The sequence below is a fragment of the Cupriavidus yeoncheonensis genome (genome assembly GCF_905397275.1).
GTDB lineage: Bacteria > Pseudomonadota > Gammaproteobacteria > Burkholderiales > Burkholderiaceae > Cupriavidus > Cupriavidus yeoncheonensis.
Genome location: NZ_CAJPUY010000021.1, coordinates 105916 through 120869, shown reverse-complemented (window position 1 = coordinate 120869; position 14954 = coordinate 105916). Strand labels below are relative to the sequence as shown.

General features: G+C 67.5%; 8 protein-coding genes and 2 pseudogenes. 5 read left to right on the top strand and 5 right to left on the bottom strand.

Translation table 11 applies throughout. The features are described from left to right. From KHO22_RS25340 to KHO22_RS25330, 3 genes and pseudogenes are all read left to right on the top strand, one after another. A pseudogene (locus tag KHO22_RS25340) lies at positions 1–215 on the top strand (IS3 family transposase); the annotation flags it as partial. 783 nt (positions 216–998) lie between these two features. Then, a pseudogene (locus tag KHO22_RS25335) lies at positions 999–1506 on the top strand (winged helix-turn-helix transcriptional regulator). Beyond that, positions 1499–2872: an MATE family efflux transporter gene (locus KHO22_RS25330; protein ID WP_211949916.1), complete on the top strand. Its 1374-nt coding sequence runs from the start codon at positions 1499–1501 to the stop codon at positions 2870–2872. Before KHO22_RS25335 ends, KHO22_RS25330 begins: the two are co-directional and overlap by 8 nt. Here KHO22_RS25330 and KHO22_RS25325 read toward each other — a convergent pair. The 4 genes from KHO22_RS25325 to KHO22_RS25310 form a co-directional block, all read right to left on the bottom strand. Continuing rightward, complete coding sequence (locus KHO22_RS25325) at positions 2861–4309, bottom strand: efflux transporter outer membrane subunit (protein ID WP_211949915.1); 1449 nt, start codon at positions 4307–4309, stop codon at positions 2861–2863. The two genes, KHO22_RS25330 and KHO22_RS25325, sit on opposite strands and share 12 nt — an antisense overlap. Then, a complete protein-coding gene (locus tag KHO22_RS25320) occupies positions 4306–7479 on the bottom strand; it encodes an efflux RND transporter permease subunit (protein WP_211949914.1) in 3174 nt (1057 codons plus the stop codon). Before KHO22_RS25320 ends, KHO22_RS25325 begins: the two co-directional genes overlap by 4 nt. Next, positions 7476–8738, bottom strand: coding sequence for an efflux RND transporter periplasmic adaptor subunit (locus KHO22_RS25315; protein ID WP_211949924.1), 1263 nt, complete (start codon positions 8736–8738; stop codon positions 7476–7478). Before KHO22_RS25315 ends, KHO22_RS25320 begins: the two co-directional genes overlap by 4 nt. A 210-nt stretch (positions 8739–8948) precedes the next feature. Beyond that, positions 8949–11333, bottom strand: coding sequence for a carbohydrate-binding family V/XII (locus tag KHO22_RS25310; RefSeq protein WP_211949913.1), 2385 nt, complete (start codon positions 11331–11333; stop codon positions 8949–8951). Between the two features lie 354 nt (positions 11334–11687). Here KHO22_RS25310 and KHO22_RS25305 point away from each other — a divergent pair, with 354 nt between their 5' ends. Then, a complete protein-coding gene (locus KHO22_RS25305; protein ID WP_211949912.1) occupies positions 11688–12824 on the top strand; it encodes a metallophosphoesterase in 1137 nt (378 codons plus the stop codon). A gap of 78 nt (positions 12825–12902) precedes the next feature. On the opposite strand, the gene ettA is transcribed toward KHO22_RS25305, so the two are convergent. Continuing rightward, positions 12903–14570, bottom strand: coding sequence for an energy-dependent translational throttle protein EttA (gene ettA / locus KHO22_RS25300; protein ID WP_211949911.1), 1668 nt, complete (start codon positions 14568–14570; stop codon positions 12903–12905). A 134-nt stretch (positions 14571–14704) separates the two neighbouring features. On the opposite strand from ettA, the gene KHO22_RS25295 reads away from it, so the two are divergent. Next, a complete protein-coding gene (locus KHO22_RS25295; RefSeq protein ID WP_211949910.1) occupies positions 14705–14929 on the top strand; it encodes a hypothetical protein in 225 nt (74 codons plus the stop codon). Positions 14930–14954 lie beyond the last annotated feature (25 nt).

The window sequence follows — 14954 nt, the reverse complement described above, 5'->3', positions numbered from 1 at the left end:
GCCACAGCGGGCTGAAATACGTCACGCCGAACCAGCGGCACCGCGGGGAAGCGATACCCCTGCTGGCGCGACGAATGGTGGTGTATCAGGCTGCGCGCGCCCGGCACCCGCTGCGCTGGTCGCGGGGAATCCGGAATTGGAAGCTGGATCCAGTGGTCTACCTGAACCCCGAGCGGGCTGAGTTGGAGCCTAAGGAGTACCGGAAAGCAGCATAGCGGCGGACGCGACAACTACCTTGACACACGCCGAAGCGACAGAAAGTAACCAAAGAGCGCGTCGCCTGAGCGGCTGGCTATCAACGATGCGCTCCTTGTTTTCAAGCGGCTTTGGTCTCGCGAAACGTGATCGCCGTTCGAACCTGCTACGCATAGTGAGTCAGAACCTGTGCCTCCGATAACCTGCTTTTGTACGATCCCCATGTAGGGCTCGGGTACAGCGTTCCAACAGCGCCAGCGGTGGGACGCCTGCGGCTGCGCTGCGCGCGCGTCCTGGTCGGAATGCGCGCGGCATTAATGTTGCTGGCGCCGGTGCTTCCCGTCCCTTCCGGTCCTCCGCCTGCCACTTCCCCATATTGCCCTGATTGTTTTCCGCTGAGCCGCGCGCAGCGCAGCCGCAGGCGTCCCACCGATGGCGCGTTTAGCAGGGGCCACCAAGTAATCCGGCTTCGTTCATCCGACGTCTCTATCCTGATCATCTACGCGGCAGGCAGTCTGGCTATGCCCTGTACCGTCTTCACCCCATCGGGCCCTTCGTCAACCACGTAAACGCGCTTTTTGGTCACTTTTTGTCGCTCGGACAAAAAGTGACTCGCCGGCTTCGCCGGCGAAACGGCAGCGTCTGCCAAGCACGACACCCCAATCAAAACCCCACCGGCTACGCCGGCGAAACACAGCCCCCATCCGCCCCCCAAAGCACGCCCTGCAAGCTTTCAATTCGCAAGCTATCATTTCGTCAAACTTGCAAATCGATAGTGAAGCCAGCGCCAGGCACGGAGACCTATGCCCCCCACCGATTTCACCACCATGCCCTGCCCGGTGGCCCGCTCGATGGCGGTGCTGGGCGAGCGCTGGGCCATCCTCGTGATGCGCGAAGCCTTCTACGGCAGCACGCGCTTCGACGAATTCGAGAAGAACCTCGGCATTGCGCCCAACATCCTGAGCGCGCGGCTGAAGACGCTCGTGACGCACGGGCTGCTGGACCGCGTCACGCCGGAAGGCGGCGGCCGCCATGTCTACCAGCTCACGGAAAAAGGCCGGGACTTCTTCCCGGCCTATGTCGCGCTCAAGGCCTGGGCCGACCGCTGGATGACCGATGAAAAGGGGCCGCTGACGGTCCTGCAGGACAAGCGCAGCGGCACCGAAATTTCCACGCCCTCGCTCACGCGCGCCGACGGCACCGCGATCACGCTGGACGACGTCCGCGTGTTGCCCGGTCCGGGCGCGGGCCGCTTCCTGCGGGCGCCGCTTCGGCGAAGCCGACGCCGGGCCAGAGGACAACCATGGCTGAGACGCCTGCCATGACCGCGCCCGGTACCGTCGCCACGGCCGCCAGCGCCGACCTCGTACCGGCGACCGAGCTGGCGCGCCGCATCGGCAGCCTGGCAGGGCCCACCGCCGTGATCGCGCTGCTGCAGTCCTGCGCGCAACTGGCGGAAACCTGGCTGGCCGCGCGCCAGGGCACCGCGGCCCTGGCCGGCTGGGCGGTGGTGCTGCCATTTGCGCTGCTGCTGCAGCAGATGTCCACGGGCGCCATGGGCGGCGGCGTCGTGTCCGCCATCGCCCGCGCGCTGGGGGCCGACAAGCGTGACGAGGCCTCGTCGCTGGTCTTGCATGCGCTCATCATCGCGGTGACGGCCGGCCTGGCGTTCGCGGTCGTGCTGGCGGGTTTCCCGCGCGGCGTGCTGGGCGCGGTGGCCGGTGTCCCGGCAGCCGAGGCGGCGGCCACCTACGCTATCTGGCTGTTTGGCGCGGGCGCGGTGCCAGCCTGGCTCGCCAACACGCTGGCTTCGGTGCTGCGCGGCGGCGGGCGCCACGCCCTGGCCGCGCGCGTGCTGGCGCTGATGTGGGTGGCCTTCCCGCTGCTGTCGTGGCTGCTGGCCGAGCCGATGGGCATGGGTCTCGCCGGCATTGGCGCAGCGCTGGCGGCGGTGTCGTGGGCCGCGGCGCTGGCGATGGCCGTGGTGGTGGCGCGCGGCGGCGCGGGCTTCGTGCCGGTGCTGCGCATGCGTCCGTCCCGCGCGCTGTTCGCGCGCATCCTGTCGGTCGGGCTGGTGGCCTGCGCGCTGGCGTCGGTGGCCAACCTGACCACCATCCTCGTCACCGCGCAGCTGCGCCACCATGGCACGGCCGCCGTGGCCGCCTACGGCATCTCGGCACGGCTGGAATTCCTGATGATCCCGCTGGCGTTCGGCGTCGGCTCGGCGCTGACCGCGCTGGTCGGCCGCGCGGTCGGCGCGGGCGACTGGCATACCGCGCGCCGCACGGCGTGGGTCGGCGCGCTGCTGGCGCTGCTCATTGCGGGGCTGGCCGGTGCGCTGGTCGGCATGATGCCGCACCGGTTCGCCGGGCTGTTCACGCAGGACGAGCAGGTGACGGCCATTGCCGCGCGCGCGCTGTCCTGGGTCGGGCCGGCCTTTGGCGGCTTCGGGCTGGGCATGGCGCTGTACTTCGCGTCGATGGGCGCGGGCCGCATGCGCTGGCCGATCGTGGCCGGGCTGTGCCGGATCGGCCTGGCTGCCGGCGGCGGCTGGCTTCTCGCCAATGTCGCCGGCATGGGGCTGGACGGGCATTTCCTGGGCGTGGCGATGGGGATCACCGCCTACGGCCTGGTCACGGCGCTGGGCGTGCGCCAGGGGGAATGGTCAGCGCGCTAGGACGGGCGCGTCGCCCTGCATGCCCGCGCCCCTGACCGCATCGGGCACCGCCGGCCAGCCGCCGCCCAGCGACTTGTACAGCGCCGCGGTGCCGTTCAGCACGTCGACCTGTCCCTGGATGGCCGCCAGCTGCGCGTCGAACAGCTTCTCGCGCGCGTTGGTGACTTCCAGGTAGCTCGAATAGCCGCCCTCATAGCGCGCAAAGGCCTGGTCGGCATAGGTAGTCAGGCTCTTTTCCTGCTGGCGCAGGCTGCCCAGGCGGTTGCGCGTCTCGACGCCGTTGGCCAGGGCGGTGTTCACGTCGGCCAGCGCCGCGAGCACGGTGCCCTGGTAGGCCAGCATGGCCTCGGTGCGCTGCGCTGACGCGGTCTGCACCTGGCCGCGGATCGCGCCGCCCTGGAAGATGGGCTGGGTCAGTCCCGCACCAAACCCCCACACCCGCGATGCGCTGTCCCACAACCCCGCCGGAGACGAGGCGATGGCACCGAACAATCCGCTCAGGTTGACGGCCGGCAGGTAAAGCGCCTGTGCCGCGCCCAGTTGCGCGTTGGCCGACACCGCGACCTGCTCGGCCTGCAGCACGTCGGGCCGGCGCGACAGCAGTGCCGCGGGCAGGTCGGCGCCCACTGGCGGCGCCTGCAGCGCATAGATGTCCTTGCCCCGTTCTATCGGCCCCGGCTGGCGGCCGAGCAGCACCGACAGCGCATTCTCGGTCTGCGCGATGCTGGTGCGGATCTGCGGCAGGGAAGCCTCCGCCACATAGAAATCGTTCTGGGCCTGGGCCAGCTCCATTTCAGAGATGACCCCGCCCTCGTATCGCTGCTTGAAGATATCGAGTCCGCTGGCGCGTGAGTCCAGTGTCTGCTTCGCGACTTCAAGCTGGGCGTCGAGCCCGCGCAGCGTGGCATAGCCCTGCACCACCGACGCCGCGAGCGACAGCACCACGCCGCGCCGCGCGTATTCGGCATTCCACAGGGTGGCCTCGGCGGCCTCGGCCTGGCGCCGGATGCGGCCCCACAGGTCGAGTTCCCAGCTCGCGTTGGCCAGCAGCTGGTACGAATTGCGCGGCGCGTCGAACGATGCGAACTGCGTGCCGTTGAACGTGCCCGCGCGCTGGCGCGTGGCGGCCGCCGTCAGGTTCAGATGCGGGAAGAGGCCGGAGCGCGCGACCATCAGCTGGCCGCGGAATTCGTCGATGCGCGCGGCGGCAATGCGCACGTCGTAGTTGTTCGCCAGCGCCTCGTCGATCAGCGCGTTGAGCACCGGATCGTCGAACTGGTTCCACCAGTCGCTGTCCGCCGCGATGGCGAGCTGGCCGGTGTCCATGCGGTACTGCGCGACATCGGGCGTTTCCGGCCGCTGGTAGTTGGGGCCGATCGCGCAACCGCCCAGCGCCGCTGCCGCGCAGGCGCCCAGCATCCAGTCACGCGGTCTCATGATGGTTCTCCCGCCGGAGGCGTGGCAGGCGGCTGCGCCGCGCCGCCGGTCTGGTCTGCGCCCTTTGTCTTGCCTTCGGACATGCGCTCCAGCCCCCAGAAGAACATCGGGATGAAGAACAGCGCGATCACCGTGGCCCCCAGCATGCCGCCGATCACGCCCGTCCCGAGCGATTGCCGGCTGGCCGCCGAAGCGCCGCTGGCAATGGCCAGCGGCACGCAGCCCAGGATGAACGCGAGCGAAGTCATGATGATCGGGCGCAGCCGCATCTTGGACGCATGGATGGCGGCGTCATAGGCGCTGAGCCCTTCCTTCTCGCGCATTTCCACCGCGAACTCGAAGATCAGGATGGCGTTCTTCGCGGCCAGCGCGATCAGCACGGTCAGGCCGATCTGGAAGTAGACGTCGTTCTCCATGCCCCGGATCAGGATGCCAAGCAAGGCCCCGAACAGCGCGAACGGCACCGCCAGCAGCACGCCGAGCGGCAGCGACCATTTCTCGTACTGGGCCGCCAGGATCAGGAACACCATCAGCAGCGCGAAGGCGAAGACGTAGACCGCCGTTGACCCTGCGGTCTTCTCTTCGTAGGCCTGCCCGCTCCACGCGTACGCGTAGCCCTCGCCGAGCACCTCCTGCGCGATCTCCTCCATGGCCGAGAGTGCCTGCCCCGAGCTGTAGCCCGGTGCGGCATCGCCGACAATCTTGGCGGCGGGGAAGTTGTTGAAGCGTGTGACGATGTCGGCGCCAGGCATGTACTTGGTCGTGGTCACCGCCTTGATCGGCACCATGTCGCCCTTGCTGTTGCGCACGTAGACCTTGTCGAGGTCTTCAGGCCGCGAGCGGAAATCCGGTTCGGCCTGCAGGATCACCTGGAACAGACGGCTGTTCTTCGGGAACTGGCTCACGTACAGGGACCCGAACATGGTCTGCAACGCCGAATACACGTTCTCCACCGGCACGCCCTGCGTTTCGGAACGTTCGCGGTCTACCTCCACCAGGTACTGGCGCGAGCGGGAGTTGATGGTGGAGTTGACGCCTGTCAGTTCCGGCCGCTGGTGTGCCTTGGCAATGAACGCGCGCACCCTCTCCTCAAGCTGCTGGTACGTGTTGTCGCCGGTGCTCTGCAGCCAGAACTCGAAGCCGCCGGTCGTGCCCAGGCCGGGAATCGACGGCGGGTTGATCGGGATCGCCACGCCGTCCTGGTAGGTCGAGAACTCCTTCTTGCCCTTGGCGATCAGGTCGTTGGCGCTTTCGCCCTTGCCGCGTTCGCCAAAGCCCTTGAGCGTGATGAACAGCGTGCCGGAATTGGCCTTGTTCTGGGAGTCGATCAGGCTGTAGCCGTCGACGGTCGCCACCGACGCCACGCCGGGTTGCTTGGCGAGCCAGGTTTCCGCGCGCTTGGTCAGGTCGCCGGTGCGATCCAGGCTAGCGGCGTCGGGCATGACCGCGGCGCCAAACAGGTAGCCCTGGTCCTCGACCGGCAGGAACGAGCCGGGAATGCGCACGAACATCAGCACGCTCACGGCAACCATGACCACGATGAGCGCGATCGACACCACAGTGCGCCGGATGACCACCTGCAGCGACTTGTCGTAACCGGCGATAAGCTGGTCGAACTTGTTGTTGAACCAGGTGAAAAAGCGGTTCTTCTGGTGTTCGCCAGGCTTGAGCAGGATGGCCGCCATGGCTGGCGACAGCGTCAGCGCCACGACCCCGGACAGCACCACCGACACGGCAATGGTGACGGCGAACTGCTTGTAGAGCTGGCCGGTAATGCCGGACAGGAATGCGACCGGGATAAACACCGCGAGCAGCACCAGCACGATCGCAACCACCGGCCCGCTCACCTCGTCCATCGCCCGCTTGGCGGCTTCCTTCGGTGGCAGCTTGAACTCGGTCATGTTGCGCTCGACGTTCTCGATCACCACGATGGCATCGTCCACGACAATGCCGATCGCTAACACCATGCCGAATAAGGTCAGCATGTTGACCGAGAAGCCGAACGCGCTCATGCCGACAAAGGCACCGATGATCGACACCGGCACGGCCAGCAGCGGCACCAGCGTGGCGCGGAAGCTCTGCAGGAACAGGTACACCACCAGGATCACGAGGATCACGGCGTCGCGCAGCGTATGCACCACTTCGTTGATCGACTCATGCACGAACTCGGTCGTGTCCAGCGCGACCTCGTACTCCAGCCCCGGCGGGAAGCTCTTCTTCAGCTCGGTGAGCGTGGCGCGCACCTGCTTGGCGACGTCCAGCGCATTGGCGCCCGGCTGCTGGTAGACCGCCATCAGCGTGGCCGTCTTGCCCTTGTAGCGGCTGCGCAGCGAATAGTCCTTGGACCCCAGTTCGGCGTGGCCGATGTCCTTGAGCCGCACCAGCGCCGTTTCGCCGGACTGCGCACGCAGGATCATGTTGTCAAACTCGGCCGGCTCCGTCATGCGGCCCTTGGTCGAGATCGGGAACGTCAGCTGCACCGGACCGTTGGTTGGCGACTGGCCGATACGCCCGGCGGAGAACTGCTGGTTCTGGGCCGCGACCGCGTTCTTCACATCCTCGGTCGTGATCCCGAGCGAGGCCATGCGGTCCGGCCGCAGCCAGATGCGCATGGCGTAGTCGGGACTGCCGAAGATGGACGACTGGTTGGCGCCCGGGATGCGCTTGATCGCATCCAGCACATAGATGTTGGCGTAGTTGCCGACAAAGGTCTGGTTGTAGCTGTTGTCCGGCGAGTAGATGGCAATCACCATCATGAACGCGGACGAACGCTTCTGCACCGACACGCCCTGCGACGTCACCTCGCTCGGCAGGGTGGGCAACGCCAGATTGACGCGGTTCTGCACGTCCACCTGCGCGAGTTCCGGGTCCGTGCCGATCTCGAAATAGGAGGTCAGCGTCAGGTCACCCGTCGAGGAACTCGTCGAGCTCATGTACATCATGTGGTCCGCGCCGTTGACCTGCTGCTCGATCGGCGCGGCCACGTTCTGCGCGACCACTTCCGCGCTGGCGCCCGGGTAGCGCGTGGTGACGGTAATCGTCGGCGGCGTGATGTCAGGAAACTGGGCGATCGGCAGCTTGGTCAGCGCGACCAGGCCGCCCACCGTGATGACGATGGAAACGACCGACGCAAAGATGGGCCGGTCGATAAAAAAATGGGCAAGTTTCATGACTTGCCCCCTGCGGGTGCCGCCGCAGCCTTGCCCGACGCCGGGGCCGGGGCCGGGGCCGGGGCCGGGGCCGGGGCCGACGCCGGGGCCGGGACCGCGGGCGCCGCCGCGGCGCCACTGGCCGCAGCGGGCGCAGTGCCCGGCTTGGCCTCGACCGGCTTGACCGGTGCCCCTGGCGCGAGGCGCAGCGTGCCGGTCACCGCCACGCGCTCCCCTGCCTTCAGCCCGGAACGCACCACCCAGTTGTTGCCGGTCCACTCGCCGACGTCGACCACGCGTTGCTGGGCCTTGTTGTCAGCCCCGATCACCCACACCGTCTGGCCGCGCTGGCTCTGGATGATCGCGTCCTGCGGCACGGCAATCGCATTCGTGCGCGTGGCGCCATGCACCTTGACCCGCACGAACTGGCCGGGGCGCAGCACGCCTTCCGGGTTGCTCACCTCGGCACGAATCAGGTAGGTGCCGGTTTCGGCGTTGAACGACGCGTCGGCAAAGGCAATGCGCCCGTGGTTCGGGAACTCGGTACCGTCGGCCAGCACGATGACGATCTCGAACTTGTCCTGCGCCGGATACTTGATCGTGCCCGCTTCGCGTTCCGTGCGCATCCGCAGCACTTCATTCTCGGACAGGCTGAAGTTCACCCACATCGGGTCGAGCTTGGCGACGTACGTCAGCAGGCTGTTGGTCGGGTCGATATAGGAGCCGGGCTGGCGCTTGGCAAAGCTCGACAGGCCGGCCACCGGCGATGTGATGGTCGTATAGCCCAGGTTGAGCCTGGCGCTGATGACATTGGCCCGTGCGCCTTCGACGGCCGCCGCGGCGGCCTGTTCCTTGCCCACGGCATCATCGAGGTCGCGCTGGCTCAGGGCGTTGCGCTCGGCCAGCGGCCGTACGCGCTTCAGGTCCGCGCGGGCCGTGGACAGTCGTGCCTGCTGCTGCCCCAGTTCGGCCTCGGCCGCCTGCAAGGTGGCCTCGAACGGCTTGCGGTCCATCAGGAACAGGGTCTGGCCGGCCTTGACCACGGCGCCTTCGGTATAGACCCGCTTGTCCAGGAAGCCGTTGACGCGCGCCCGGATCTCCACCTGCTGCGAACTCTCGGTCTGGCCGACGAAATCGTAGACCAGTGGCACGTCCCGCAGCGCCACCGTCATAACCCCGACCTCCGCCGCAGGAGGCGCAACTGCCGCAGGCTTTTCCTTGCTGCACCCCGCCACCAGCAAGACCGCAAGCAGCCCCGCTGCGCTGCGCCAGTTGAGCATTGTCCTCACGTGACCTCCTGTGCCAGCAACCATGGCCGCCCCTTGTTCCGTACACGGCGGGCCAAAGCCGGCCGATCCGGTGCCTGTTCAGGCAGGTTACGGCGCGCCTCAGGGCGCGCCTATTCAAACTTTTTGTGTCCGTGTTTACTCATTTCGTCGCGCCTCCCGGCGGTCATGCGCTCGTGCCGGCTCGCGCGACCGCCATGCGCGTCAACGCCGGAAGCCGCCGTGGAACCGGCCGCCGCCCCGGGAGCCGCCGCCGCCGAAGCGGCCACCACCCTGCCACTGCTGCGCCGCGCCCTGGAAGCGTTGCTGCCCGACCTCGCGAGCCTGGCGTTGCTGATCCAGCCGGCCGGTGACTTCGTTGCCGGACTGCACGGGCTCCCAGCCGCCTGGCGTGTGCTTTTGCCAGCCGTTGTCGGTGTGCTGGTACACAGACCCGTCGTGGCCGGCATAGACATTGCCGTTGTTCCAGACCACCGCATTGCCCTTGTCCGGGTTGGCGACAAAGCCACGGCTGGCCGCCGTGTGCTGGCCGGTCTGGGCATTGCCGGCGATGCCGGCCTCGGCCGCGCCCACGCGCCCGGTCTGGGCGTTGTAGCCCGCGGCCTGGCGCCCGGCCGCGTAGTTGCCGGTGTATTCGTTGCCGACGACGCCGCCACGCCCGGCGCCTTCACGGCCGGTGGACGGATTGGCGAACGCCCCCTGCCGCCCCGCCGCGAAATTGCCGGAATACGGATTAAAGGCGGCGCCACGGCTGCCCTGGAACTGCGCTCCCGTCGCCGGGTTGAACCCGGAGGCCGCGGTGCCGCGCCACTCAGTGCCGGTCCAGGCGTTCCAGCCCTGGGCGTGCGTGACCGTGCCCTGCCCCCAGCGGCCATAGAAGTTGGCCTGGTTCACGTTCACGTAATTCCAGTTGTAGGGGCCGCCGCCCCACCAGTACGGTCCCCAGTACGGCGATGCCGCGCCCCAGAATGCACCGGCCGCGAAGCCGAATGCAAACCCCTCGGCCAGGCCGATGCCGAAGCCGGCGCCGTAGCCGTAAGTGACCGGATAGCCGTAGTAGACCGCGCCCACGTAAGCCGGATAGACGTAGCCGGTGCCGTACACCACGGTACCGTCGGCATTGACCACCACACCCATATAGCCCGGGGTGTAGCCCACCACGACGGTCTCCGGCGTGACCGAGTAGATGCGCACGTATGTCACGTAGTAGACCGGGGAACTCGGCGGAATCGTGTAGATGGCCGATGGCACCTCGGTCGCCACGCGCCAGGCGCCCGCCGGCGAGAGCGCCGTGAACCAGATGCCGTTGGCCACGGCGTAGTAATGGCCGCTGTCGACTTCGATCACCGGCGTGCCGGTGTTGGCCGCGTAGCTGAGCGACGTGCCGGTGATCGGCACGAAGCGCGGCGCGCCGTCATAGGCCACGGTCAGCTCCGCCTTGGCGCGCGACACGGTGGCCGTCTGCGGAATGGTGGCGGCGATCGCGGCTTCCTTCGCCTGCGGCGTGCCCGGCACCGACACCAGCACGTTGGCCTTGGGATCGTTCGGGGCGATCTTCGCGAAATCTGCCGGCAGCTCGGCGCCCGGCACATACTCCCAGGGGCCTGGCAGCATCGTGGCGCGGAACCAACGGCCAGACACCAGCACGTAGTAGTTGTTGGAGGCCGGATCCACGAACACCGCGTGGTCGGCATTGGACATGGCCAGCAGCCTGCCACCGCCCACCGGCGTCATCTGCGGCGCGCCGCTGGTCACCACGAGTTCGGTCGGCCGCGTCGCCAGCAGGATGTCGGGTCCGCGCGCGGGGCGCTTGCCGTCCGCCGGCAGCATCGCATCTGGTCTGGATGACGCGGCGGCCTTGGCTGCTGCGGCCTGCAGGGCCTTCGGCACGGTCGACATCACCTCCCAGGAGCCGCCAGCGGACTCGGATCGGTACCAGTACCCTGCCGCCTGCAGGTACAGCTCGCCGCCGGGCTCGCGCAGCAGCAGGGCCCGGCTGTTGAGCGCGCGCTCGTACCCGGTGCCCGGTACCGGGCGCCAGGCCGGGTCGCCGTCCACCAGCACCAGCAGGGTCGGCGTGGTGGCAAAGATGATCCGCGGTGCATCGTTCTTCACCGTCACCCGCGCGGCGCTGGCCAGCTGGCGCGAAACGGCGTAGCTGGCCTGGAGTTCGTCCAGCGGCACGGTCAGGCCGTCGGGCGGCAGCCGGGCCAGCAGCGCGTTGCGCACCTGGTCGGCGGCGTCCGGGCGCGTCGGCACCTCGACACTTTCAATGGTGATCCGGGTCAGTTGAACCAGCGCCGATGGCTTGTCGATATCGGCGATGGCCGAGAAACGGACCACGCCATAAGTCGGCGTTCCGTCCTTCGCGCCGACTGCCACCGCGGCACGGCCGGACATGCGGTTGCCCTCCCACTTCTCGATCTCGGGCTGATATAGCTCGACATGCTCGCTGGCCGCGTCGAAATTGCGGGGCCAGGTGAGCGGCGTGACCGTCTTGGGCGGGGTTGCCGCCTGTGGCGCGACCGGCGCCAGCGCGATACAGGCGGCAGCCACCAGCGCGCTGGCGTGCTTCAGGCGAAACGACATGGTTTATCTCCGGCTGGGGATGACCGCATTGCACAGGCAGAGCAGGCGTGCGCTGGGCACGATGCTGCACAAGCGGCGCCCCTGTGTGCGAATCTAGATGAGCCCGCAAAGGCGGACAATCCGTTTCAAAAACATTCAGCACGAGACCGCAAAGGGCTCAGATCACTATCCACGGCGCGCGCGGGGCGCGCCGGTGGCATCACATGCCGATGCCGATTGGATCGCCGGAGATCCGCGGTATATCCCTGCCACTGCCGTCAATGACGCATTGCAGCCACGCCGGCAGCGCGCGCCCCCTTGAACGCGCGCCGCGCTGCCCCCACCTTCACGGGACTGTCGCCCGCACCCGCCCCCATGCCCCCAAGGACCACCATCCTGACCGCCGGTGCCATCACGGCACTGCTGCATGCCTATATCGCCTTGCGCCTGCTGCCTGACCTGCCCGTGCCCCTGCTGGTCAAGGCGCTCGGCGGTGGCTGGCTGGCGCTGTCATGCGCGCTGCTGCCCGCCGGCCTGCTGGCGCGCCGCGTAAGCCAGCCGTGGTCGGACGCCGTGTCCTGGATCGGCATGCTGGCCATGGGCTTCTTCTCCACGCTGCTGGTGCTGACGGTCGCACGCGACATCGGGCTGGGCGTCGCCTGGCTCGCGGGCTGGCAACCCGTCGGGCTGAACGCATACAGCGCCGCCGCGGTGCCGCTGCTGGCGCTGCTGGTGACGCTGGCCGGCTATGTGAATGCGCGACGGCTCGCCCGCGTGGTCGAAGTCGACGTGCCGGTCAGCGGCCTGCCCGAGGCGCTGCACGGCTTCACGATTGCCCAGATCAGCGACATCCACGTCGGCCCGACGATCAAGCGGCCTTACCTGGACCGCATCGTCGACCGGGTCAACAGCCTGCAGGCCGACGCGGTGGCCATCACCGGCGACCTTGTCGACGGCACCGTGCGTGAACTATCCGCCCACACCGCGCCACTGGCGCGGCTGCAGGCGCGCCACGGCGTGTACTTCGTCACCGGCAACCACGAGTATTACTCCGGCGCCGAACCGTGGATCGCCGAACTGCGGCGGCTGGGCCTGCGCGTGCTGATGAACGAGCACGTGGCGCTCGATCATGGCGGCGATGTACTGGTGCTGGCCGGCGTGACCGATTATTCGGCCGGCCGCTTCCACGAGCACCACCGCAGCGACCCGACGCGCGCGCTGCAAGGCGCGCCGCGCGCCGGCGCACGCGTGCTGCTGGCCCACCAGCCGCGCACGGCGCCGGCGGCGGTCGAGGCCGGCTTCGACCTCCAGCTGTCGGGCCACACCCATGGCGGCCAGTTCTGGCCGTGGAACCTGTTCGTGCCGATGCAGCAGCCATACACGGCGGGCCTGGCACGGCACGGGTCGATGTGGGTCTACGTCAGCCGGGGCACCGGATACTGGGGCCCGCCCAAGCGGTTCGGGGCGCCGTCGGAGATTACGCGGGTGAGGCTGGTGCGGGCGCGGGACTGACGAAAACCCATGTAATCCGACCACTCAAGACAAAAAGCCAGGCACAAAGGCCTGGCTTTTTTGCTGCTGTCGCACCGATCAGCGCGAAATCGGCTTGTAGCGGATCCGCTTCGGCTTGGCGCCTTCCTCGCCGAGGCGGCGCTTCTTGTCGGCCTCGTACTCCTGGTAGTTGCCCGGGAAGAATTCCACGTGCGAATCGCCTTCGAAGGCCAGGATGTGCGTGGCGATCCGGTCCAGGAACCAGCGATCGTGCGAGATCACCATCACGCAGCCGGCGAATTCCAGCAGCGCGTCTTCGAGCGCGCGCAGCGTTTCCACGTCCAGATCGTTCGACGGTTCGTCGAGCAGCAGCACGTTGCCGCCGGCGATCAGCGTCTTGGCCATGTGCAGGCGGCCGCGCTCGCCGCCCGACAGCGTGCCGACCTGCTTCTGCTGGTCGCCGCCCTTGAAGTTGAAGCGGCCGATGTAGGCGCGCGACGGTGTTTCGTACCGGCCGACGGTCAGGACGTCGGCGCCGCCCGAGATTTCCTCGAACACGGTCTTGGTGCCGTCCAGCGCGTCACGGCTCTGGTCGACGAAGGCCATCTTCACGGTCGGCCCGATCTTGATCTCGCCGCTGTCCGGCTGCTCCTTGCCCGTGAGCATCTTGAAGAACGTCGACTTGCCGGCGCCGTTCGGGCCGATGATGCCGACAATGGCGCCCGGCGGCACCTTGAAGCTCAGGTTCTCGATCAGCATGCGGTCGCCGAAACCCTTGCTGACGTTGTCGAACTCGATCACTTCGTTGCCCAGGCGCTCACCCACGGGGATGAAGATTTCCTGGGTTTCGTTGCGCTTCTGGTATTCCTGGCTGTTCAGCTCGTCGAAACGGGCCAGACGCGCCTTGGACTTGGCCTGGCGGCCCTTCGGGTTCTGGCGCACCCACTCCAGTTCCTTGTGCAGCGCCTTCTGGCGGGCCGATTCGCTGGCCTCTTCCTGCTTCAGGCGGGCTTCCTTCTGGTCCAGCCACGAGCTGTAGTTGCCCTTCCAGGGAATGCCCTGGCCGCGGTCCAGTTCCAGGATCCACTCGGCGGCGTTGTCGAGGAAGTAGCGGTCGTGGGTCACGGCCACCACGGTGCCCGGGAAACGCGTCAGGAACTGCTCCAGCCAGTCCACCGACTCGGCATCCAGGTGGTTGGTCGGTTCGTCGAGCAGCAGCATGTCGGGGCGCGACAGCAGCAGGCGGCACAGGGCCACGCGGCGCTTCTCGCCACCGGACAGGTTGCCGACCTTGGCCTCCCAAGGCGGCAGGCGCAGCGCATCGGCGGCGATGTCGAGCTGGAGTTCGGCGTTGTTGCCGTCGCTGGCGGCGAGGATCGCCTCGTACTTGGCCTGGTCGGCGGCGAGTGCGTCAAAATCCGCATCCGGCTCGGCGTAGGCGGCGTAGATCTCGTCGAGCTTCTTGCGTGCCTCGAACACGCCGCCCAGCGCGGCCTCCACCGATTCACGCACGGTCTGCTCGGGATCGAGCTGCGGTTCCTGCGGCAGGTAGCCGATGTTCAGGTTCGGCATCGGCGTGGCCTCGCCCTCGATCTCCTTGTCGAGACCGGCCATGATCTTCAGCAGCGTGGACTTGCCCGAGCCGTTCAGGCCCAGCACGCCGATCTTGGCACCGGGGAAAAAGGACAGCGAGATGTCCTTCAGGATGTGACGCTTGGGCGGAACGATCTTGCCCACGCGGTTCATGGTGAAAACGTACTGAGCCATGGAGTGCGGTGCCTGTGCTTTTTGGGAATGGGCGGAGTTTAACAAAGGCGGGGGTCCGACGGCCTGCGAAATACCTGCGCGGCCGGTACAATTCAAGGTTCGCCCCTGCGCTAACCCTTTGATTTCATTCGCCCATGAGCAAGCCTGCCCTGACCCTGAAGTTCAAGTGCAAGAAGTGCACGAAGCCCGTCATCCTGTATCTGCAGAAGACCTCGGCCTGCTCGCATATCACGCCGTACCAGGGCTTCTGCAAGTGCGGCGAACTGATGCGCCACGCGACAGGCGACAAGGACGCCGTGGAGTCCTTCGTCAATTCGATGGACAACAGCTGGATGCACCACCATCACCACCACCACTGATTCGCGCGCAGTGAACGGAAACACC